The organism is Pseudomonadota bacterium (genome assembly GCA_016195085.1).
In the GTDB taxonomy this organism is placed as follows: Bacteria; Pseudomonadota; Alphaproteobacteria; order SHVZ01; family SHVZ01; genus JACQAG01.
In genome coordinates, this window is the sequence record JACQAG010000084.1 from 1 (window position 1) to 22,055 (window position 22,055).

The 22,055-nt window shown below is 66.2% G+C and carries 20 protein-coding genes; 7 read left to right on the plus strand and 13 right to left on the minus strand.

What is annotated here, in order from left to right; all coding sequences use genetic code 11:
• Positions 1 to 290: 290 nt before the first annotated feature.
• The 9 genes from HY058_21660 to HY058_21700 form a co-directional block, all read right to left on the minus strand.
• Positions 291 to 1,529 carry an aromatic ring-hydroxylating dioxygenase subunit alpha gene (locus tag HY058_21660; protein MBI3499914.1) on the minus strand — a complete coding sequence of 413 codons (1,239 nt, stop codon included), beginning with the start codon at positions 1,527 to 1,529 and terminating at the stop codon, positions 291 to 293.
• Between the two features lie 52 nt (positions 1,530 to 1,581).
• The gene (locus tag HY058_21665; protein MBI3499915.1) at positions 1,582 to 2,658 is read right to left on the minus strand and encodes an ABC transporter ATP-binding protein; all 1,077 of its coding nucleotides are present in this window, start codon (positions 2,656 to 2,658) and stop codon (positions 1,582 to 1,584) included.
• Positions 2,646 to 4,271, minus strand: coding sequence for an iron ABC transporter permease (locus HY058_21670; protein ID MBI3499916.1), 1,626 nt, complete (start codon positions 4,269 to 4,271; stop codon positions 2,646 to 2,648). The genes HY058_21665 and HY058_21670 overlap by 13 nt, the downstream gene beginning before the upstream one ends.
• A gap of 232 nt (positions 4,272 to 4,503) precedes the next feature.
• Positions 4,504 to 5,481: an ABC transporter substrate-binding protein gene (locus tag HY058_21675; protein ID MBI3499917.1), complete on the minus strand. Its 978-nt coding sequence runs from the start codon at positions 5,479 to 5,481 to the stop codon at positions 4,504 to 4,506.
• 156 nt (positions 5,482 to 5,637) lie between these two features.
• A complete protein-coding gene (locus HY058_21680) occupies positions 5,638 to 6,012 on the minus strand; it encodes a carboxypeptidase regulatory-like domain-containing protein (GenBank protein MBI3499918.1) in 375 nt (124 codons plus the stop codon).
• Complete coding sequence (locus tag HY058_21685) at positions 6,009 to 6,821, minus strand: carbohydrate ABC transporter permease (protein MBI3499919.1); 813 nt, start codon at positions 6,819 to 6,821, stop codon at positions 6,009 to 6,011. Before HY058_21685 ends, HY058_21680 begins: the two co-directional genes overlap by 4 nt.
• Before the next feature lie 10 nt (positions 6,822 to 6,831).
• Entirely contained in the window at positions 6,832 to 7,764 is a 933-nt protein-coding gene (locus HY058_21690; protein MBI3499920.1) for a sugar ABC transporter permease, read from the minus strand.
• A 148-nt stretch (positions 7,765 to 7,912) separates the two neighbouring features.
• The gene (locus HY058_21695; protein MBI3499921.1) at positions 7,913 to 9,163 is read right to left on the minus strand and encodes a sugar ABC transporter substrate-binding protein; all 1,251 of its coding nucleotides are present in this window, start codon (positions 9,161 to 9,163) and stop codon (positions 7,913 to 7,915) included.
• 74 nt (positions 9,164 to 9,237) lie between these two features.
• On the minus strand, positions 9,238 to 10,281 hold the full coding sequence (locus HY058_21700) for a Gfo/Idh/MocA family oxidoreductase (protein ID MBI3499922.1): 1,044 nt from the start codon (positions 10,279 to 10,281) through the stop codon (positions 9,238 to 9,240).
• Between the two features lie 170 nt (positions 10,282 to 10,451).
• Here HY058_21700 and HY058_21705 point away from each other — a divergent pair, with 170 nt between their 5' ends.
• Positions 10,452 to 11,495 carry a succinylglutamate desuccinylase/aspartoacylase family protein gene (locus tag HY058_21705; GenBank protein MBI3499923.1) on the plus strand — a complete coding sequence of 348 codons (1,044 nt, stop codon included), beginning with the start codon at positions 10,452 to 10,454 and terminating at the stop codon, positions 11,493 to 11,495.
• 232 nt (positions 11,496 to 11,727) lie between these two features.
• Here HY058_21705 and HY058_21710 read toward each other — a convergent pair whose 3' ends face one another.
• Positions 11,728 to 12,585 (minus strand): glucosamine-6-phosphate isomerase, encoded by an 858-nt coding sequence (locus HY058_21710; GenBank protein MBI3499924.1) that lies wholly within the window; start codon positions 12,583 to 12,585, stop codon positions 11,728 to 11,730.
• A gap of 163 nt (positions 12,586 to 12,748) precedes the next feature.
• On the opposite strand from HY058_21710, the gene HY058_21715 reads away from it, so the two are divergent.
• The 3 genes from HY058_21715 to HY058_21725 all read left to right on the plus strand — a co-directional run bounded on the left by HY058_21715 (position 12,749) and on the right by HY058_21725 (position 16,271).
• Entirely contained in the window at positions 12,749 to 13,978 is a 1,230-nt protein-coding gene (locus HY058_21715) for an MFS transporter (GenBank protein ID MBI3499925.1), read from the plus strand.
• 355 nt (positions 13,979 to 14,333) lie between these two features.
• Entirely contained in the window at positions 14,334 to 14,669 is a 336-nt protein-coding gene (locus HY058_21720; protein ID MBI3499926.1) for a cupredoxin domain-containing protein, read from the plus strand.
• 15 nt (positions 14,670 to 14,684) lie between these two features.
• Positions 14,685 to 16,271, plus strand: a complete 1,587-nt coding sequence (locus HY058_21725; protein ID MBI3499927.1) for an FTR1 family protein — start codon at positions 14,685 to 14,687, stop codon at positions 16,269 to 16,271.
• Between the two features lie 15 nt (positions 16,272 to 16,286).
• Here HY058_21725 and HY058_21730 read toward each other — a convergent pair whose 3' ends face one another.
• Complete coding sequence (locus HY058_21730; GenBank protein ID MBI3499928.1) at positions 16,287 to 17,105, minus strand: MBL fold metallo-hydrolase; 819 nt, start codon at positions 17,103 to 17,105, stop codon at positions 16,287 to 16,289.
• 138 nt (positions 17,106 to 17,243) lie between these two features.
• Between HY058_21730 and HY058_21735 the strand changes: the two genes are divergently transcribed.
• Together HY058_21735 and HY058_21740 are read left to right on the plus strand one after the other, a co-directional pair.
• Positions 17,244 to 17,792: a GrpB family protein gene (locus HY058_21735; protein MBI3499929.1), complete on the plus strand. Its 549-nt coding sequence runs from the start codon at positions 17,244 to 17,246 to the stop codon at positions 17,790 to 17,792.
• Positions 17,793 to 17,816: 24 nt separating this feature from the next.
• Positions 17,817 to 18,254, plus strand: a complete 438-nt coding sequence (locus HY058_21740; GenBank protein MBI3499930.1) for a hypothetical protein — start codon at positions 17,817 to 17,819, stop codon at positions 18,252 to 18,254.
• 45 nt (positions 18,255 to 18,299) lie between these two features.
• Here the strand turns inward: HY058_21740 and HY058_21745 are convergent, their stop codons facing one another.
• Entirely contained in the window at positions 18,300 to 19,190 is an 891-nt protein-coding gene (locus HY058_21745) for a DMT family transporter (protein MBI3499931.1), read from the minus strand.
• A gap of 81 nt (positions 19,191 to 19,271) precedes the next feature.
• On the opposite strand from HY058_21745, the gene HY058_21750 reads away from it, so the two are divergent.
• Positions 19,272 to 20,204 carry a LysR family transcriptional regulator gene (locus HY058_21750; GenBank protein ID MBI3499932.1) on the plus strand — a complete coding sequence of 311 codons (933 nt, stop codon included), beginning with the start codon at positions 19,272 to 19,274 and terminating at the stop codon, positions 20,202 to 20,204.
• An 82-nt stretch (positions 20,205 to 20,286) separates the two neighbouring features.
• On the opposite strand, the gene HY058_21755 is transcribed toward HY058_21750, so the two are convergent.
• A complete protein-coding gene (locus tag HY058_21755; protein ID MBI3499933.1) occupies positions 20,287 to 21,780 on the minus strand; it encodes a M81 family metallopeptidase in 1,494 nt (497 codons plus the stop codon).
• Positions 21,781 to 22,055 lie beyond the last annotated feature (275 nt).

The following is a 22,055-nucleotide window of genomic DNA, read 5'->3' on the forward strand; positions in this document are numbered from 1 at the left end:
CCCGCTCGATCAGCCAATCCGCCCGTGCCGCAACCCGAACGTCCCCAAAGGCCATGGCAAAGCCTCCGGCAAAACCAGCCCTACTCCTTTGAATCAGATTCGCATTCACCACGGAATCATTTCCGTGAACGCCATAGCCCATGGGGAGAGGTCGCGAGCGATCCCGAGCGGGTGAGGGGAAGCGGTAGGTGGGACGCTCGGTGAGGCACAGCATGCGGCCATCGCCACCCCTCACCCCAGCCCTCTCCCTATGGGAGAGGGAGAAGGAATGCGATGCCGATCTGCCTCCATCAGCGCTCGCGCTGATACTGGATCGCCGCGTTCTTGTACCAGTTGGTGAATTTGAGGACGCCCTGTTCGGCTAGCTCGGAATAGGGACCGGGGATGTAGGAGGCGGCGTTGACGCCGCGCTGGTTGTTCTCGGCGAGCCAGCGGTCCTGCAGATTGGTCTTGTCCCAGACCTCGATCAGCTTGGCGAGGTCGTAGTCCACGCCTTCGACGGCGTCCTTGTTGACGACCCATTTGGCCGTTACCACCGTCTCCTCGGGCGCGGTCGGCAGCGCCTGGAAGAAGAAGACATAGTCGCCCACCGCGTGATTGAAGCAATTCGGCTGCATCGCCCAGCGCATGGAGCCGACGTCGCCGTCGCCGGTCCGGCCGAGGGGCTTTGCCACGGCGGGACTTCCATCCATGGTGATGGATTTGGCGTCCCCCAGCAGCGGAAAGCGCGAGGCTTCCCAGAACGCGCCGCTCACCGGCCCCGAGGGCAGTCCTTCAGCTTCGCAGCGCGCCGCGAACTCCCGACGTCTCGCCTCGCGCTCCGCATCATCGCCGTCGACGCCGCGGGCGGGAAAGCTGCGCACCAGCTCCCGGTGCTTGGCGGGGCAGTGATAGCACTCCCGCGCGTTCTCCATGACCAGCTTCCAGTTCGCCTTCTCAACCAGGGTGGCGGTGTGGGCGAGCTTGGCGTTCTGCAGATCGTGGGGCGCCAGCAGCCTCTCGATGGCGCTTCGGAACGGCGCCAAATCCGGCGGCGAGGGGGCGAGCGAGACATAGACCACGCCCGCCACCGTCTCGGCCGCGACCGGAACCAGGCCGTGGCGGTCGGGCTCGAAGCTTTCCTGCATGCGACCGGCATAGACGAGCTTGCCGCCGAGATCGTAGGTCCATTGGTGATAGGGACAGACCAGTCGGCGGAGGCTGCCCTTCTCCTCCTGGCAGATCTGCGCGCCGCGATGGCGGCAGGTATTGAAGAAAGCGCGGATGCGGCCCGCCTCGTCGCGGAGGATGACGATCGGCGAGGTGCCGACGATCATGGTCAGGAAATCGCCGGGTTCGGGAATCTCGATCTCCAGGCATGCCTGCAGCCAATGCCGGTGGAAGATCGCGCGCAGATCGAAGTCGTAGAGAAGACGATCGTTATAGAAAGGCTGCGGCAGGGTGTGGCCGGGTTTGCACGCTTCCAGCAGACGATCGATCGTCGAGGCGCCGATGGGCGCGTCTTCCGCGTAGGCCCGCTTCGAGGTCATTCCTATTTCCTTCTGTCGCCAACAAGCGTTGTTGATTCCGAATGGGTTCCCACTAACCGAAGAGGCGCTCCGGGATGACCCAGCCATCGACCACGGCGAGCTGCATGCTGGTGCCCTCCGCGGGTGCTTCGTGGGCGGGCAGAGCGACCCAGAGCGGCATCTCGGCGCGCCCATCGGCGATCGCCTCGACCAGCACGCTCCCGCCTCGATAGATGACCCGGTGCACGCGGGCGGCAATCGAATCCGCCCCGGCCGCGACGATCTTGAAGCTCTCCGGCCGAAGACAAAGCGGGCCGGCGCCCGGGGCTTGGCCGGTCTCGGCGCGTACTTGGATCTGCTTGCCGAAGGCCTCGACCGTGACCTGTCCGGCGCGCTCCCGCTCCAACACGCGCGATGGCACCACCGTGCCGCCGCCGACGAAGCGCGCGACCATGGTCGTCGCCGGCTCGCGGTAAAGGCCCTCAGGCGATGCCACCTGGACGAGACGTCCGCCATCCATGACCGCGATCCGATCCGCCAGCGCCATGGCCTCGCTCTGATCGTGGGTGATGTAGATCATGGTTGCCCGGGTCGCCTTGTGCAGCGAGGCGAACTCGTCCTGGAGCGCCATGCGGAGATGCACATCGAGGCTCGCCAAGGGCTCGTCCAGGAGCACCAGCGAGGGTTCCATGATGAGGCAGCGCGCCAGCGCCACGCGTTGGCGTTGACCGCCGGAGAGCTCAGCCGGCCGCCGCTCCTCGAGGCCGGAGAGGCCGACGGTGGCCAAGCTCTGGTGGATGCGGCGCCGGTACTCCTCGCCGTTGACGCCCCGGACGCGGAGCGGATAGCCGACATTGCCGGCGACCGTCATGTGCGGCCAGAGCGCGTGCGACTGGAAGACGACGCCGATGCGCCGCCGCTCCGCCGGCATGTGCTGGCCCCGGCCGGAGACCAGCGTGGCGCCGACGTGAATGGCGCCGGCATCGAGCTCTTCGAAGCCGGCGATCAACCGGAGGAGCGTGGTCTTGCCGCAGCCGGAGGGGCCCAGGATCGCCACGAACTCGCCGTCGGCCACATCCAGATCGAGATCGGCCACCGCCTGGGTCGCCCCGAAGCGCTTGGCGGCCTTGGCGACGGTCAAGCCTGCCATGGCAAGATCCCCGGCGGCAGGCGACGCGAGAAGAACCAGCCTGCGGCCATGGCGGCCACGGTGGCGATCACGGTGAGCACGGCGACGGCAGCGGCCGAGACCGAGTCCCCGCCCTGCTCCAAGGCGAAGAGGATGACCCCCACCGTCTCAGCCCCGGCCGACCACAACAGGGCCGAGACGGTGAGCTCGCTGAAGGAGATCAGGAAGACGAGGATGGCACCGGCCGCGGCGGCGGGCGCCACCAAGGGCAGGATCACCTCCAGCCAGCGCCGGAAGAATCCGGCCCCGGCCGACTCCGCCGCCTCTTCGAGCGCGCGGTCGAGCTGGCGATAGCCCGCCACCGCCGGGCGCAAGGCGATCGGCAGGAAGCGGGCGAGGTAGGCCGCGAAGATGATCCAGAGGGTGTTGTAGAGGGAGATGCCCAGGATCGGCAGCGGCTTCAGGAAAATGAGGATCATGGCGACGGCGAGCACGACACCCGGGAGCGCATAGGGAATATCGGCCACGTAACCGGTGAGCCGGGCGAGGCGGCTGCCGCGCCAGGCGATGAAATAGCCCAAGAGCGAAGAAACCGCCATCAGCGCCAAAGCCGCGCCGGCGGCAAGGGCGAAGCTGTTGCGGAAGGCGCGGCGGGTGGCGCCATGTTCGAACAGCACATAGGCATAGTGCTCGAGAGTGGAGCCTTTCCAGGTGAGCCGGACGCCGTAGGCCGGCGTCAGCGAGGTCGCAACCAGCGAGGCCAGCGGCAGGACGAGGACGAGGGCAAGGAAGCTCCATGAGGCGACCTCGATCGGCCGGCGCCAGCGGCCGAGCGGCCACAGCGTGCGGGCCCCACCCTCGGGGATGAGCCTGGCCTCGCCGCGGAGCAGCCAGCCTTGCAGCGTGATTCCGGCAATGACGATGCCGCCCAAGAGCAAGGAGAGGGCGGCGACCTCCGAGAGCACCGCCGGGCCGAAGCCGGCCAGGCGCTGATAGATGAGGGTGGTCAGCACCGTGTAGCCGCCGGGGATGCCGAGAAGGGCCGGAATGCCGAAATTGCCGATGGCGGAGGTCAACGCCAGCATGGCGCCGGCGGCGAGGCTCGGCATCATCAGGGGCAGGATCACGGTTGTTAGAATGCGCGTGCGCCCGGCGCCGGCGGATTCCGCCGCCTCGATCAGCTCCCTGGGCAAGCCCCTCAATCCGGCGCGCAAGGTCAAGAACACCAAGGGCGCGTGCTGCAGCCCCAGGAGGAGCGCGATGCCGCCCGGCCCATGCAGCGGATTGGGCGAGCCCGGCGCCGGTGCTATGCCGATTGCGGCCAAAAGCGGGCTCGACGGCCCGAAGACCTGCAGCCAGGCGAGCGCCGTTACTTGCGGAGCGATCAAGAGCGGCAGCATGAAGGCGAACACCAGCAGCGCCTTGCCGCGGATGTCGGTCAAGCCGATGGTGAGCGCGATCGTCCCGCCGATGGCAAGGGACAGCACCGTGCCGGCGATCGCGGTTGCGAGCGTGTGGCGGAGTGCCACCCAGGTCTGCGGCCTGGCGAAGGCGCCGGCGACGATCGCAAGATCGAGCCGTCCGCCGGGCGCCACTCCCTCGAGCGCCAGCCTGAGCAGCGGCCATAGCGACAGGACGGCGACAAGCGCAACGAGGAGGGCATAGACCCAGCGCTCGCTCCCGAAGCGCCAGGGATTCCAGGTTGTGTCCACTAGATTGGATTCCGATGGGACAGATCGACGACCCTAAGTTTCCCTTCACCCTAACCCTCTCCCCATGGCAGAGGGAACAGGAGTAGCCGCTCACCTCCTTCCGACTCCCCCTCCTCCAGGGAGGGGTGAGGGACCTTACGGTGCGCGCCTGGAGCTATCCGCCGAAGAGATCGGCGAATCTCCGCTTGTTCGCCTCGTCATGGGCGATCACGTCGGGGACGTCGACCGGCATCAGCTCGACCTCGTCGACCTTGGGAAAGCCCGTGGGCGGGTCGACGTCGCGGCGTGCCGGCAGGTAGCCCTGGCTCGCGGCCAAAGCCTGACCTTCCTTCGACAAGACGAAATCAATGAAGGCGCGCGCGGCGGCCGGATTGGGCGCGGTCTTCAGCATGGCGACGGGCTCGGTCACGGCGGAGACGCCTTCTTCGGGAAAAATGAAGTCGACCGGCGAGCCCTTCGCCTTGGCGTTCAATGCCATAAACTCGACGATGACGCCGTAGAACCGCTGGCCGCCGGCGACCGCGGTCATTACCGCGCCGTTGCCGCGCGCCGCGATCGCGCCGTTCTTGGCAAGCGCGTCATAGAAGGCGGGACCGATGCGGCGATCGGCGCCGAGTGCTCCCATATGAATGGCGGCGGCGCCGGAGTAGAGCGGGCTCGGCAGGATCACCTGGTTCTTCGCCTCCGGCCACAACAGATCGTTCCAGGATTTCGGCCGCATCGGCGCCGCCGTGTTGATCATGATGCCGGTGGTGATGAGCTTGGTGCCGAAGTATGTCTTCTGCGGATCGTAGCTGCCGGGCGGCAGCTGGCTCACATCGGCGGCCGCATAGGGTTCGAGCCTGCCATCGGCCTTGAGCCGCTCCATGGTGACCGCATCGGCGATGAACACCACATCGGGCTTCGGCTGGCCCGCGGCGAACTCCGCCTGCAGCTTCGCCATCACCTCGGTGGTGCCGGAGCGGAAGATGTCGACCTCGATCTCGGGATTCCGCTTCCTGAACCCGGCCACGGTCCTGGCCGCGTCCTGGTCAGGCTGGGAGGTGTAGAGAACGAGGCTCGACCCGGCCCGGGCGGCAGACCCCGAGGCGAGGCTCGCGAGCAGGAGAAGGCCGAGGAGGAGTCTAGCCATGGTCGTTGGTCCCTTTGCGGTGGGCGCCTCGGAAGCGGCCGGAGCATGCCGCCCGGCCGGTGACGGAACGGAGACGGTCCGGTGACCTATTCATTACACCATCGCATCATCAAGCCGTGGCTCATCGAGCCGTCGGCTTCTGAAGCAGGCGGCTTCTCATGCCGGCGGCTTCAGTACCAGAGGTTCGGCCAGAGTGCGATCCTGACCCCGGAACCACAACCGGAGATCCAGGCGCTCGGATCTGCCGCTGGGAGAATCGGCCATGAGCTGGACGTGGTGGGAAGAGTTGTCGGCAAAGCGGAAAATACCGCCCGCGTCGGTCGTCGTCCGGGCCTTTTCGGCGTAAGTGGTGACGTTGAGGACGAGCAAGGTGACCGTGGCGCCGGCCACCGGCCCGCCCGCGGCGTCCATCACCCGGCCCAGGATGACCCCGCCATTGTTGAAGGAGACATAGAGGTTCCAGGCGAAGGCGCCGATCAGGATAGCACCTGGCACCAGCACGAAGCGATTGATGAGCCAATCCCGTCTCATCCTCTGGTCGCTCCGGTGGTGAGGCCGTGGATGAAGTCGCGCTGCGCCATGAGGAAGAGCAGGATGCCGGGCGCCAGCACCATGATGCAGAAGGCGTAGAGCGCGCCGGTCGTGTCCTCGTGATAGGAGAGGAAGCGGGCCAAGCCCAGCGGCAGGGTCTGCAGATCGGCGTCGCGGGTGATGATCAACGGCCAGAGGAAATTGTTCCACGACCAGGTGAAGGCGAGGATGACGTTGGTGGCGATCGCCGCCCGGGACAAGGGCAGCATGATCTTCTGGATGATCCGCCATTCCGCCAGCCCGTCGATCCGGGCGGCATCGATGAGCGAGCGCGGCACCGCATCGAAGCTCGCCTTGAACACGAAGATGCACACGATGGTGGAGAAGAGCGGCAGCGCCAGGCCGAGATGGCTGTTGAGGAGGCCTAGATAGCCGGTGATGAGATAGGCCGGGATGATGGTCGCCTGGAACGGAATCATCATGCAGGACAGAAACAGCATGATGACGAACCCCTTGCCCTGGAACGGCAAGGTCAGCGCATAGCCCGCCATGGCGTTCAGGATGACATTGGCGGCGACCGCCAGGCCGGATACGATGATGCTGTTCATGAAGTAGCGCAGGAACGGAATGAAGTACCAGACGTCGACGTAATAGAAGAGGTGCAGATTCCTCGGGATGACGGCGGGCGGATAGGCGAAGATGTTGTCGCCGGTGAGGCTGGTCTTGATGACCCAATAGAAGGGCAGCAGCATGATCGCGCTCACCAGAATGAGCACGAGATGAATGGGCCATGTCGGGCTCGCTTTCATGGGCGCCGGCTCAGCCCCTCTCAACCGCGCCGGCATCGCCGCCGGTCGCCCGATTGCCGGCCCAGGTGAGCGCCAGCAACAGGAGAAACAACACCACCGTCACCGCGGCGGCGGTATCGAACTTCGTCTGCACGAAGCCGAGCTTGTAGATGTAGGTCACCAAGAGCTCGGTCGCGTGACCGGGGCCGCCATTGGTCATGATGTAGACGAGATCGAAGCTGGTGAAGGAGTTGAGCATGCCGATGACGAAGCAAAGGAACATCGACGGCCTGAGGAGCGGCAGCGTGATGCGCCAGAACCGCGCCCCGGCGTCGGCGCCGTCGATGGCGGCCGCCTCGTAGAGCTCCCTCGGGACGCTCTGCAGGCCCGAGAGCAGCACGATCATGTAGAATCCGAGGATCTGCCAGATGCTGGCGATGATCACCGCCGGCAAGGACCAGGCGAAGGACTGCAGGAAGGCGATCGGCTCGCCGATGAGTCCCAGCGCCCGCAGCACGAAGTTGATGAGCCCGACCCGCTCGTCATACATCCAGCGCCAGATGATGCCGACCGCGACCGTCATCAGCGGATAGGACAGAAAGACGATGGTGCGATAGGCATCGCGGCCGCGGATGTCGGCATCGACCAGGACGGCGATGCCGAGGGCAAACGCTATTCCGACCGGGGCCGAGGCCATGAAGATGAGGGTGTTCCAGAAGGCCTGCCAGAACACGTCGTCGTAGAACAGCATCTCCTGGTAGTTGTCGAGCCCGGCCCAGCGCGCCGGCCGGTAGGGCGACCATTCCTCGAAGGAGAGCAGCAGATTCCAAAGGAGTGGAAGAATGCGATAGGCGAGGAAGATCAGGAGCGAGGGGGCAAGAAAGCACCAGATCAGCACCCTCTGGCGCACCTGCTCGCGCCCGAAGAAGCCGGGGCGGCGGTCAAGTCCGGCTAGGCTTGCCATGGCTTCCGCGCGCGTTGCCCCCACCCCATCCCTCCCCCAACAAGTTGGGGGAGGGTGCAGCAAGCGATCCTTCTACCCCCTCCCCCGCGCGTCAGCGTGGGGGAGGGCCGGGGTGGGGGCATGCGACAGAGCGTGTGCGGCAATCGCCTCAGCCGCGCTTCAGGAGCCGGTTGACCTTGCGCTCGGCTTCGGCGAGCGCGTCCTTGGCGGAGCGTCGGCCCAAGAGGCAGTTCTGCAGCTCGGGATAGAAGGCTTCCTTGATCTGCGAGTCGATGGGCACGCGCCAATTGCCGACGAGCTTGTCGGTGTGCTCGAGCTGGGTGCGCAAGACCGCCTCGGCCAAGGGATCGTCCTTCTTCAGGCTCTCGAGCACGCTCGCGTCCGACTTCGCGTGCGCCGTCAGAACTTTCCGCTCGCTGGCAAGGCGCAGCGTCCATTTCTCGTTGGTGATCATCTTCAGGAACTCCCAGGCCACTTCCGGGTTCTTCGAGCCTTTGGAGATGCCGAGCCCGTGCGAGTTGGGCGTAGCGTAGCCGCCCGGCAGGTGGGAGACGCCGAGAGTATCGCCATTCACCCATTTGCCTTGGCCGCGCACGAAGAAGAAGGCCGGGGCGTGGGCGTGGTGCATGCCGACGTTGCCGGCGGCGAACGCGCCGTTGTTTTCCACCCAGCGTCCGGTCCAGGACACCTTGTTGATGCCGCCGGAATCCGTCGCCTTGGCCAGCCGCTCCAAGACCTCGATCGCCCTCGGCGTGTTGAACGCCGCGGCCTTGAAGTCGGGCGTCATCAGCTCGACGCCGTTCATGGCGAAAAGCGGCCAATACAGCCAATCGAAGTTGAGGGTGACGAAGCCGGTGTTCTCGCCCTTCGCCATCTTCTGAGCGAAGCCAAGGATGTCGTCGAAGGATTGCGGCGGGCCCGCGAGCCCGGCCGCCTTGAACATGGTCTTGTTCCAGAACAGCAGCGTCTTGCTGATATAGAAGGGAAGCATGAAGCTCTTCCCCTCATAGACCCAATTGGAGAGATAGTCGGCGTTGAACCGCGCCTTGACCTCCGGCTCCTTGGCCAGCATCGGCGTCATGTCGAGGAGCGCCCCATTGGCGGCGTATTCGAGCCAGAGCGCTCCTTGGGTGTTGATGATGTCGGGCGGCGTGCCGGCCACGAGCTGGGTCTGGTAGAAGGTCGGCAGCTCCGGCCCCTTCTTGTCGAGCCACTCCACCTCCGCATCCGGGCGGATCGTCCGGAACTCGGCGATCCAGTCCTTGATCAGCGCCTCCAGGTCCGGGATGTTCCAGGTCAAGATGCTGATTTTCTTTTTACTTTGCGCTTTCGCCAGACGCGGTAGCGAGAGCGCGGCGGCGGTGCCGACCGCACCCTTGAGGAGAGTTCTGCGCTTCATGGCCATCCTCCCTGATGTTGTCTTGATTGGCTCAGATCCTGCCGCAGCGCGGTCGTGCTGGCAAATCGGCGTCTTTAGAATGTGAGCGGCTGGGCGCGGCCGGTGGCGACCGACTCTTCGGCGGCGAGGCAGACGGCGATCCGCTTCCTTGCCTCCTCGGCGCTGACCAGCGCCCGTCCGGCCGCAAACGCCTCCGCCGTCAACTGGATCTCCTCTTCCAGCTCGAACACCTCGCCCGATTTCTCCAGATGGATGGTCTCGGCCTGGTCCTGGCCGCGCCTCTTGACCTTGAGCTCATGGCGGGGCTCGAGGGTCCGGTCCATGACCCCGGACCACCACGTCCGGGCAGCACCCTCGCTGCCGACGATCTCCACCACGTGGTGGTGCTCGAATCCGGCCAGCGTCTGCGTCACCACCGCATGCACGCCCCGAGGAAAGCTCAGAAGTGCCGTGAAGTTGTCGTAGCGGCCGCGCCCGCCCTTGCCGTCGTCGCGGGGCTTGGCATTGCCGAAGGCGACCACCGAGTGAGGATCGCCCAAGGACTCGAAATACCACATCAGCATGTCGAAGAAGTGCACCGGCTCCTCCAGGATCCAGGAGCCGACCCGTCCGGGGTCGTGGCGCCAACCACCCGAGCCCAGCCGATAGGGAAAGCGAAACAGGCTGACATTGGCATAGAGCGGCCGGCCGAGCTCGCCCGACTCCAGGAGGTGCTTCAACAGGCCCCATTGGCTGGAAATACGGAACTCGTGGCCGATAGAGAGCTGCTTGCCGCTCCGGCGCCGGGCTTGGATCAGCCGGTCGCAATCGGCGAGGCTGGTCGCCATCGGCTTCGCCAGCAATACATGCTTGCCGGAATCGAGCGCGGCGACGCCGACCTCGGCATGCAGATCGTTCGGCAGCACGATGTCGACCGCATCGATGCCGGGATCGGCGAGGAGAAGACGCCAGTCGCGATGGACGGCAAGGCCGGGATAGGCCGCTCTCGCGGCCGCCTCCGTCGCCTGGCTCTGGCAAGCGATCGCCGCCAGCTCGGCAGCTGGCGCCTTGAGGATCGCCTCAGCGTGATATTTGCCCCAGGCGCCGAAGCCGATGAGGCCGAACCGCATGACACCCATCGCCGTCTCCCGCGCCCGTTGCAGCCTCTCCGCCGGCAGCCTCGCATGGTGCGATGCCGGACGGTCATCGGCAAGCGGACCCAATGAAGCGGCCGCACCATTCCCTTGGCGTCGGGCGGCCGGGCGAGGCATCCTCACGGGTTCTCCCTCCGATCGACCGAGGTAAGCCCATGCGCAGCCTGCCGGACACCAACAGCCAGCCGCCGCGCGTGCGCGCCGACATCGATTTCGACCATACCGGCAAGCACTACGGCCATATCCGCGTGCCGCGGCCGCATACCCATTCCGGTTTGGGCGTGATCGGCATCCCCGTGGTCGTGATCAAGAACGGCACCGGACCCACCTTCCTGTTGACCGCAGGAACCCATGGCGACGAGTACGAGGGGCAGGTGGCGTTGATGAATCTCGCGCGCGAGCTCGACGCGGCTTCCATTCAGGGGCGGCTCGTCATCGTTCCCTCCCTCGATCTGCCGGCGGTCAAGGTGGGGCACCGGCTCTGTCCGTTCGACGGCAAGGATCTGAATCGCGTCTTCCCCGGCCAGCGCAACGGCAGCTTCACGGAAATGCTGGCGGACTATGTGACGCGCGTGCTGTTGCCGATCACCGACTACAACATGGACATCCACACCGGCGGCACCTATCACGACACCGGCTTCAACACTTGCTCGCACTTCGTCGACGATCCAAAGCAGATGCGGGCCAACATCGATCTAGGCCTTGCCTGGGGCGCGCCTTACCACGCGGTCCTGCGCGAGAGCGATCACACCAACAGCTTCATGACCATCGCCGACCAGCTCGGCGTGCCCGCCTTGAGCTCGGAGTTCGGCGGGCTGGCGCGCATCGGCAACGCGGCGCTCGCCATGGTCGAGCGGGGCTTGCGCAACATCCTGAAGCTGCACCGGGTGATCGAGGGCGTAATTGAGAAGCCCGATGCCCCGACCCGGCTCATGGGCGTGCCGGACCCGGCCAAGGCCATCGTCTACGCACCCCATGGCGGGCTGTTCCACGCCTTCCACAATGGCGGCGATTGGATCGAGGAGGGCGAGGAGGCGGGCCGCATCTATGATTTCGAGGATCCGGCGCGACCGCCGACGGTGATGCGCTATCCCCGCTCCGGCTGCCTGTGGGCGGTGCACACCGGCGCCCGGATCGAGGCCTTCGATGCGCTCTGCATCGTCATGAACGAGATCGACCGGTCGACCGTCGGACTTTAATAGCCTGATCGGGACGTTCGTCAGTCGTGACGAAGGCTTGGATCACTGCCGTGCGTGCTCCGACAAGCTCAGCATGAGGCTGTTCTTTCTGCCATTTCGATCTTTGTGCCACGCACAAATCCCTCTCATCCTGGGCCCGTCGAAGGACGCACACCCGGCATGCAGGTGCTGCCTTATCCGACGAACGTCTCCATCAGGACACTAGCCGGTCCGAGACCCCCCTCCGCCCGCCTCAGCTCAGCGTCGGCTCCGGCACGTCCGTCACATAGGATGCCGCGGTCACCTCGGCGTCTTGGTGGCGCTGCACCAGCGAAGCCGGCACGGCGGCGCTGACCGGCCCGTGCAGCATCCGGCGCAATATCGCCGCCTGGTAGTCGCGCCGCATATAGAGCCGGAGCTTGCGGGAAGCCAGGATCTCCCGCATGCCGACGGTCACCGCCAGCGGCGGCAACCGGTCGACATTGCCGCGGCAGGCATTGATGGCGTTGATGAGCCTGGTCTCGCGGCTAAGCTTGACGACCCGCGTGGAGAGGCGGGCGAAATCCTCGAGCTGGATGCTCTCGCCCGGCTCCGGCGGATCGTTGAAGGCGATGTGGCCGTTGATGCCGACCCCGGCGAAGCAGACATCGACGCCGCCCAGCCCTTCGATCATGCGGCCGATCGCCGCTGGTTCCTTCGGATCCGGCCACACGCATTGGCTGGCTGGCGGCGACAAGGTCGGTTCGATGAGCCCGTAGAAATGGTCCTGCATGTGCCGGCGGAAGCTCAAGGGATCGTCGGTCGGGATCAGCGCCTTGCCGTCCGGGGTCAGATACTCGTCCATGTTGATGATGACGAGATCGGCGAGGCTTTGGCGCTCGTCGTTGCAACGCTTGGCGAAGCGGTCGTATTGGCCGACCGGTCCGACCGGCACGATGAAGACGACCTTATCGCGGCCCGCTTGCTTCGCCGCCCGATACTCGCTGAACAGCGCATCGGCGAAGGCCTGGATGACCTGGTCGGCGGTGGCCACCACGCGCAAGCCGATGCTCGAGCCTTGGCCCAGCTTTTCCTTCGGCATCGCGAGCGCGGTGCGGGTCGCAAGATCCATTGGTTCACCTACGGGATTCGTCTTTAGGATGCGTCGAGCGGAGACCGACAGGGTGCCGGCATAGTGCCTTGTCCCTCTATGGAGGATCCCCGGGTATGAGTGCAAGGTACCGCTTCGCCACCGGTCTCTTGGATGGCCACGCATGACGTGGGAGCGCGCACCCATGGCCGCGGGTGAGGTCGCATCGAGCCCGGCCGAGCTTTCCCGCGGCTTGCGCGATATCCCGCGGGGCGTCTGGGCACTCGGTTTCGTCAGCCTGTTCATGGACATGTCGAGCGAGCTCATTCACAGCCTGATGCCGATCTTCATGGTCTCGGTTCTGGGTGCCAGCCTCCTGTCGGTCGGGCTGATCGAAGGGGCGACCGAGGCGATCGTCGCCGTCGCCAAGGTGTTTTCGGGCTGGCTCAGCGATGCGAGCGGCAAGCGGAAGCCCTTGACCGTCATCGGCTACGGCTTGGGGGCGCTGACCAAGCCGTTCTTTCCGCTGGCGACCAGCCTCGAATGGTTGCTGGCCGCACGGCTCGTCGACCGCTTCGGCAAGGGTCTCCGGGGCGCGCCGCGCGATGCCATGGTCGGCGATTTGGCGCCCCCCGACTTGCGCGGCGCCAGCTACGGGCTCCGCCAATCCTTGGACAATATCGGCGCCTTCATCGGCCCGCTCATGGCGATCCTGCTCATGCTTTGGCTCGAGGGCGACATCCGCCAGGTCTATTGGTGGGCCTCGGTGCCGGCGCTCTTGTGCGTGCTGACTTTGGTGTTCGGCGTGAGCGAGCCCGCTCGGCCGCCCTTGGCATCCGGCGCCGCGCCGGCGCCAATCCGGCTCGCTGATCTCGCTTCCATGGGCGAGCGCTATTGGTGGCTCTTGGCGATCGGCACGGTCATGACCTTGGCGCGCTTCAGCGAAGCCTTCCTCCTCCTGCGCGCCCAGAGCTTCGGCCTTGCCGACGCCATGCTGCCGCTGGTGTTCGTGGCGATGAATCTCGTCTACGCGCCGTCTGCCTATCCGGTTGGCCGGTTGTCCGATCGGATCGGCCGGACCGGACTGTTGTTCGCCGGGTTTGCCGTCTTGATCCTGGCGGACCTTGTGCTGGCATTTGGCGGCAGCCTCGCCTGGACTTTCCTCGGCGTCCTGCTCTGGGGCCTGCATATGGGCCTGACCCAGGGGCTCATTTCGACCATGGTGGCGGACTCGAGCCCCGAGCGTCTCCGGGCCACGGCCTTCGGTGTCTTGAGCCTGGTCTCCAGCGTGGCGCTGCTGCTGGCAAGCGGCTTGGCCGGGCTGTTCTGGGATCTTTACGGTCCCGCCGCGACGTTTCTCGGCGGTGCCGTTTTCGCGTCTTTGGCGCTGATCGGCCTGGCGTTTGCCGAGCGCCGGCGCCGCGATCGGTGGTGAGGGGCGCTCCGCCGGGGAAGGGAGGGAGGCCGGCCGTTTCGGGCTCGGCGTCTGGCGCTGCGATCGCCGCGGCATCGCGCCGCACCTGACCACGCCGCCGGCGGTTGCCTGGGTCACCGACTGCGCCTTCGGCGGACACGGCAACCGATTGCTGTATATGGCGGATTCGGGCGCCTGTCGGATCCTCGTGGCAGTGCCGCCGGTGCCCAGGCGCCCGCCGTTTTCCTACCCTTGGGGGGCGCGCGAGCAAGGGTTCGCCGTGCAAATCTCCTTGCAATTGCAAGTCGCTTGCATTTAGCTCGGGCCGTTGTCTAATAATGCAAGTCAGTCGCAGTCGCAGGAGGATGGGGTGAGCTTGTTGAAGCTGTGGTTTTCGGCCCTGGCGGTGCTGGTGATCGTGCTGGGGGGCGTTGCCGCATCGGCCGATGAGCCTGTCTTCATGCTGACGATCAAGAACCACCAGTTCGAGCCGACGGAAATCATCATTCCGGCCGACACCAAGGTGAAGCTCCTGGTCAAGAACGCCGACGCCACGCCGGAGGAGTTCGACAGCAAGGATTTGCGCCGCGAGAAGGTGATCCCGGCCGGGCAGGAGGGAACGATCTTCATCGGGCCGCTGAAGGCCGGCACCTACAACTTTATCGGCGAATTCAACCCGGCGACGGCCAAGGGCCGGGTCGTGGTGAAGTAGCAGGCGCGCGGATCCATGCTCGGCACCGCCATCATCGTCTTCCGCGAGGTCATCGAGGCGGCCCTCGTCGTCAGCATCGTCATGGCGGCCTGCCGGGGGCTCGTCGGTCGGGGCTTCTGGGTCGGAACGGGCATCCTGGGCGGGCTCGCCGGCGCCGGCTTGGCCGCCCTCTTCGCCGGCAGGCTCGCTCAAGCCGCCGAAGGCATGGGGCCGGAGCTGTTGAACGCCGGCATCCTGCTCCTCGCGGTGGCGATGCTCGGCTGGCACAACGTGTGGATGGCGCGTCACGGCCGCGAGCTGGCGAACCAAGTGCGCGAGGTGAGCCGGGCGGTGCTCGCCGGCGCGCGTCCGCTCTATGCCTTGGCGATCGTGGTCGGCGTCGCGGTCTTGCGCGAGGGTTCGGAAACAGTGCTCTTCGTCTACAGCATCGCCACCAGCGAAGGTGCCGATGCAGCGATGATGCTGACCGGCGGATTCATCGGTCTCGTGCTCGGCGCCGGCCTCGGCGCCGGGCTCTATTTCGGCCTTCTCAGGATCCCGATGCGCCACCTCTTCACCGTGACCAACGCGCTCATCCTGATGCTCGCCGCCGGCATGGCGGCGCAAGCCGCCGATTTCCTGATCCAGGCGAATGTGCTGCCGGCTTGGGGCGAGGCGGTCTGGGACACGTCCTCGATCCTGGATGAGCGCAGCATCCCCGGCCGCGTGGTGCACACCCTGACCGGCTATGTCTCGCAGCCGACGGGCATGCAGGTGCTGTTCTATGCAGCGACGCTCGCGATCATCCTTCTCCTCATGCGCACGATCGGGCGCAATGGCCAGGAGGCCGGCAAGCGTCCGCCCGGTGCGGCCATGCATGCGGCGATCGGCACGCTCGTCGCCGGCGTCTCCCTCGGCGCCGTCGCGACCGAGGCCAGCGCCGATTTCAAAGTGCGCTCACCGATCGTCGAGCAAGGCGAGATCGAGCTCGAGCACAACGGCTCGGTTACCTTCGACAAGAGCAACTCGGGCAAGGACAACGCCCGGAGCTACACCAACTCCATCGGCTATGGCGTGACCGAGTTTTGGAAGACCGAGCTCGAAGGCGAATGGGGTGCCGATCCCGGCAGCACCCTTCGCTACAGCGCCACCACCTGGGAGAACGTGTTCCAGCTCGTGGCCCAGGGGCAATACTGGGCGGATCTCGGCTTCTTTGCCGAGTATTCGCGCGCCGCCATCCGCGGCTCGGCGGATTCGGTCAAGTTCGGTCCGCTCGTGGAGAAGGAGTGGGGCGACAGCCTGCACACCGCAAACCTGCTGTTCGAGAAGGAAGTTGGCCAGGGCCGCACCGAGCGCACCGGCTTCAGCTATGCCTGGCAGTCCAGGCTGCGCCTACATCCGCTGTTCGAGCCCGGGGTCGAGCTCTATGGCGAGGTTCCCGACATCCATAGTCCGGGCAAGCCGGCCGATCAGCAGCATCGTATCGGTCCGGTGGCGGCGGGGCTCTATGACGGGCTGCCATTCGGCAAGCTCAAATTCGAGGTGGGGTACCTCTTCGGTCTCACCCCGGCGACCGAGAAGGGTGCGGCCCGCTGGCGCCTGGAATACGAGTTCAGATTTTAGCCCGGTCCAACGCGCTCAATAGCCCGGCAGCACCAGCACTTCCGGCTCGTTGGGTAATCTTGCCCGCGAGGTGACCACGCTCGCCACCTCCGAGATTTTGACCGGATGCAGCAAGGCGATCCGCTCGAGGAAGCGCGCGAGCGTGCTGGTGCCGAAGAAGTGCATGGGGATGATCAGCTTCGGCTTGATCTGCTGGATCACCTCCATCATGTCGTCCTGGCTCATCGTCCAGGCACCGTCGACCGGCACCAGCAGCACATCGATGCGGCCCAGCACCTGCAGATCGGCCGGCGTCAGCGTGTGATGCAGATGGCCCAGATGGGCGATGCAGAGATCGGCCACGTTGAAGATGAAGATCGAATTGCCGTTGACGCGGGTGTCGCCGCCGAAACCACGGATGCTGGTCGGCAGGTTGCTGACCCGCACATCCCTGAATTCAAGATCGTGATGCGCCGGCACGCCATTGGTGTCCCAACCCTTCAAGGGGAAGCGGATGCCCGCCACTTGGTTGGTGTTGTGGGTGGCGTGCGCGATGTTCATGGTGACGATGTCGGGGGTGAAGGGCGGCCGGTTGAAGCCGTTGTAGTCGGTGACGATGGCAACACCGCCCGGGCTCTCGATGAGGAAGCTCGCATGGCCGAGGAAGGAGATCCTGACCTCGCCCTGGCTCAGGAGCTGGGCCCAATCGGCCGAGGCCGAGGCAAGACGCAACGGCGTGGCGGCGACCCGCTCCTCGCAGGCCCCGGCCAGCGCTGCGGTCGGCGAGGAGAAGAACCAAAGCGCCGCCAGCGCCAACGCGGTCTTTCGTGCGAGCCGCCTCCAACCGAAGCGCATGGGGAAACTCCCGGGCTTGTCCCGTCCGCATTCGATCAAGGAACCGGCGCCTCTGTCGAGACGAATTCGGCGACGGATCGATGACGGAGGCCGGTCTGCCGTTGCCCAAACATGAGGCATTCGCTACTGACTGTCGCCATGACGCCTTTGGACTTTCCCGTCGAGCTGTTGCCGCATTCGCCGGAATGGGAGATCCAGGCGCGTCACGAGGCTGAGCGGCTCGGTGATGCCCTGGGCGAGCGCCTCATCGTCGTCCACCATATCGGCTCGACGGCCATTCCGGGCATCGCCGCGAAACCCATTCTCGACCTCATGCCGGAGTTCGTCAGTCTCCCGATACTGGATGCGGCCGAGCCGGTGTTGCGGCGCCTCGGCTATGAATGGTGGGGCGAATACGGCATCCCGACGCGCCGCTATTGCACACTCGCGGACCCGCAAACCGGCCGCCGGCGCATCAATCTCCACAGCTTTGCGCAAGACTCTGCGGAGATCGAGCGACATCTGGCATTTCGCGACCATCTCAGGCTTCACCCCGCCAAGGCGCGCGAATACGAAGCGGTGAAGCAGCGCTGCCGTGACCTGCATCCGACCGACCTCGGTGCCTACACGGAGGCAAAGGGATCGTGGATCAAGGCCACAGAGCTGGAGGCGCTCGCCTTCCGGCGCATGCGGGCGCTTGGCTCATAGGTCGCCGCTGCCGATCTGCCGCCGTTGCGTGCCGATCGCAGAGCGCTGCTGCAGGTCCTCCTCAACCTGCTCAACAACGCGGTCAAATTCACCGAGCCGGGCGGCACGGTGACGCTGTCGGCGTCGGTGATGCCCGGCAAGGAATTCGCGATCGCGGTCGTCGACACCGGCATCGGCATCGACGCTCGGCGTCTGCCGCATGTCTTCGAGCCGTTTCAGCGCATCGACCCCTATTGCAGCCGGCGGCACGGCGGCAGCGGCCTCGGGCTGTCGATCAGCAAGATGATCGTGGAGCGGCATGGCGGGCGACTCTCGATCGAGAGTCGGCTCGGCGTCGGCACCACGGTGACGATCCATGTTCCCCCCGAACGCCAGCTGCTCCTGGCCGAAGGCAAGCCGACAAAAGACGCGCGAACCGCCCGGCCGACGCGGATCCGCGCGCCAGCCTATCCGGGAGAGTGAAAAGGGCTCGGCCCGAAGCCGGAGGCTGACAACGCCTGATGCGGGTCAGGTGTGGCCTCTCCGGTTCCACGCGGCGCACCCGATGCCGAGGATCACCAGCGCCAGACCGGCCGCCAAGGTCCAGCTCACTTCCTCGCCCAGGAACGCGGCACCGAGGAAGGTGGCGACGATCGGGTTGGCGGTCACGCTGATCGCAACCCTCGTGGGCGTGGTGTGCTCGAGCGCCCACACCCAGAGGAAGAAGGTGAGCGCGCAGCCGATGATGCCAAGGAAGGCGATCGCCGACCAACCGCCGGTGCCGAGCTCCCCTGGGACCGCGAGCCAGCCGCCGATCCAACCGAGGATGAGGAGCACAAGCGTGCCGGCGAGGAGGCAGAAGCCGGTGAATGCCAGCGCCGGAAAGCGCCTGAGATAGACGCGCGAGGCGACATTGTAGATCGCACCTGAGGCGGCAGCGCCGATCATCAGAAGGTCGCCCTGCCAGGTCGCGCCATTGCCGGCGATGCCGGCGCCGAGCGCCAGCGCCACACCGCCGAAGGCGATGGCGACGCCGAGGAGCTTGGTCCAGCCGAGGCGCTCGGCGCCGACGGCGCCGGAAAGAGCCATGGTGAGGAGCGGCAGGGTGGAGAGGGCGAGTGCCCCATGGGCGGCGGTCGTCCGCGCCAGCGAAGCGTTGAAGAAGAGCGGAAAGAGCGCGCAAAAGAGCGTGCCCAAGCCCGCCATCGCCAGCCAGTCGCGGCCTTTCGGCAGCGCTCTCCGCCCGTCCAGCCATAACGCCAGGGGCAGCAAGCAGGCAGCGCCGATGCCGTAGCGCATGAGCGCCAGCATCAAGGGATCGACCCTGCCCGCAATCGACCGGGTGACGGCGACGGCGCTGCCGACGATCAGGCTGGAGAGAACCGCCGCCAGCACGCCCAGGAGATCCGATCGCTGCATGATGCGGCAATGCTAGGGAACGCCATTTGATCAACAAAGAGAATATCTGTTATATTTACTATCATGTTTCGTGATGCAACAATCCGCCGCGCCATGCTCGACGGCGAGCTCTTGAGCGTGTTTGCGGCGGTGGCCCGCAGCGGCAGCTTCACCCGCGCCGCCCGGCAGCTGAACCGCACCCAATCGGCGGTCAGCATGCAGATCAAGCGTTTGGAAACCGGCCTGGGCGCCGTCTTGTTCCGGCGCCACGGCCGCAGCATCGAGATCACGCGCGAAGGCGAGAGGCTGCTGGGATATGCCAGGCGCATCCTCGCCCTTGGCGAAGAGGCGGCGGCGGCGATGGCCGAGGAGCGGGTCGCCGGACGCGTCCGCTTGGGCGCCATGGACGATTATGCAACCCGTCTGCTGCCGCCGATGCTGGCTGCCTTCGCCCGAGCCCATCCCGGCATCGAGGTCGAGCTGCATACCGGCCTCACCCTCCAGCTCCTGGAGCGCCTCGGCGGCGACTTCGATCTGGTGCTGGCCATGCACCCGGCCGGCAGCGGCCGCGGCACGGTGCTCTGCGAAGACCAGCCGGTCTGGGCGACATCGGCCAAGCACGCGCTCGAGCACCGCACGCCCTTGCCGCTGGCACTTTCGCCCCAGGGCTGCCTGTTCCGGCGCTGGGCGACCCAGGGTTTGGACGATCTCGGCCGGCCCTGGCGGCTCGCCTATATGAGCCCGAGCCTGGGCACCGTCGAAGCCGCCGTCATCGCCGGTCTGGCGGTCGGCGTGTTCAAAGCGAGCACGATGTCGCCCAAGCTGAAGATCCTCGCTGCGACGGAGGGATTTCCCGATCTGCCCCGGGTCGAGATCGCGCTCCACCGCGCATCCGGCGCCGAGACTCGCGCTGTGGTGCTTCTGGCCGAGCATTTGGAAGGGAGACTGAGAACCGAAGGCCAAGGCTTTGCTCAGCAGCCTGCGATGTGCCCCCACCCCAGCCCTCCCCCACGCAAAGCGCGGGGGAGGGGGTAGAAGGCTATGTCCACCACTCCCTCCCCCACGCAGGTGGGGGAGGGTTGGGGTGGGGGCATGCAGAGCCGGGCACGCGCCTGTCCTACGCCACCTTGTCGATGGGCCAGATCGGGTGGCGGACGCGCTTGTAGACGCCTTCCTTGTAGTTCTCCGAGCAGAGCGAGCCCGAGTCGACCAGGATCACCTCGCGCGCGATCGGCTGGAAGGCGGCGCGGAAGTGGTGCATCGACTTCACGAACACCGTCTGCTTGCGTGCGGGATCGATGCCGAAGGCGGTGAACTGCGCCAGATCGGTCGCCTGGGCGTTGTTGGTCACCACCACGATCTCGATGCCGTCCAAGCCGCCGAGGCGGAATACCATGGTCAAGCCATGGTCGCGCTTGACGCCGCCGCCCATCGGGCCCCAGGCGGTGTACTTGCCATCGGCGATGAGCCCGACCTCGCCCGTGAGCTCGACGGGTCCCCCACCCATCGCCGGGTCGACCTTGCCGCCGAGCTTGATGGTCGCGGTCTTGCCGACGCCGGCGGCTTGGCCTGCCAGCACCGCGTCCGGATCGCAGATCGCATGGAAACCCACACCCCTGAGGCCGGCCTCCACCATCGCCTTCAGGACCGCGGTCGAGTCGCCATAGCCGCCGCCGCCGGGATTGTCGGTGTAGTCGGCGATGACCAAGGGCTTGTCGCCGGGCTTGCCCTGCCGGGCGCGGTGGATCACCTCGGGGATCGGTAGGAGCTTGATCGATCGGTAGGCGCGCTCGGCCCAGGCATAGTCCATGAACTCCTCGGCGATCTTCTCAGCCTTCGGATCCGCGCCGTTGCTGGTGACGGTGACCGTCGGGCCGACATCGTGGATGTCGGCGGCGGTGAAGCCGGCGCAGATGCTGACCACCAGCGCATCGCCCTTGGTCTCGATTGCGTCGGCGCGGCTGAGGAGCTCGGCCATGGGGCCGCCCTGGGTGCGGCCATGGTCGAGACCTTCCAGCATCGGCCGGCGCGCCAGCACCGTCTTCGGCCGGATCTCGCCCCGCATCGCGCGCTCGAGCAGATCCGCACCCTGCCAGGCGCGCTCGTACTGATCGATATGCGGATAGGTGCGAAAGGCGATGAGCGCGTTCGCGTGCCGGCACATGGCCCCGGTCACGTTCGCATGCAGATCGAGGGTGACGATGATCGGAATGTCCGGGCCGACCTTCTGGCGTATGCGCTCGAGCAGCGCCCCTTCGCCGTCCTCGTGGCTCTCCGTCACCATGGCGCCGTGCAGATGGAGCAGCATGCCGTCGATCGGGCCCTGGCGCAGGATCGCATCCAGGACCGATTTGGTCATGGACTCGAACGCCGCATCGGTGACCAGGCCCGCAGGATTGGCCGACGCGGAGATCGGATGGACGAGCGTCCAGCCATATTTGTCGGCGGCCTCGAAGGTGGCGCCGAAGGCCGAGCGGGTGCCGCGGAAGGCCTGGGGGATCTCGTTGTCCAGATAGAAGGTGCGGCGGCGGAAGGCCGCCATGTCGGTCTTGACCCGGCTGAAGGTGTTGGTCTCATGCATGATCGCAGCGGAAAGCACGCGCTTAGGCATGGAAGTCTCTTATCAGGGGCGGGGATCGGTCGGTCGGCGGGCCCGAGTGTTCCAGAAATCGCCGCATAGAGAAACCCCGCCAACTGTCCCTGGCGCCCGAGGGCGGGGATGGGCGGGGTTTCGGTTTGCGGAAGCGGAGCTCCGCGCCCGGTACAATGACCGGGCCAATAGTATCTGAAGACGCCAGATTGTCTTGCCAGCGGCGCTGGTGTGGCGGCCCGTCTGATGTGGCAGCCCGGGCGGCTGGCCTCTAGGACTCCTCCGGTGGAGTCATG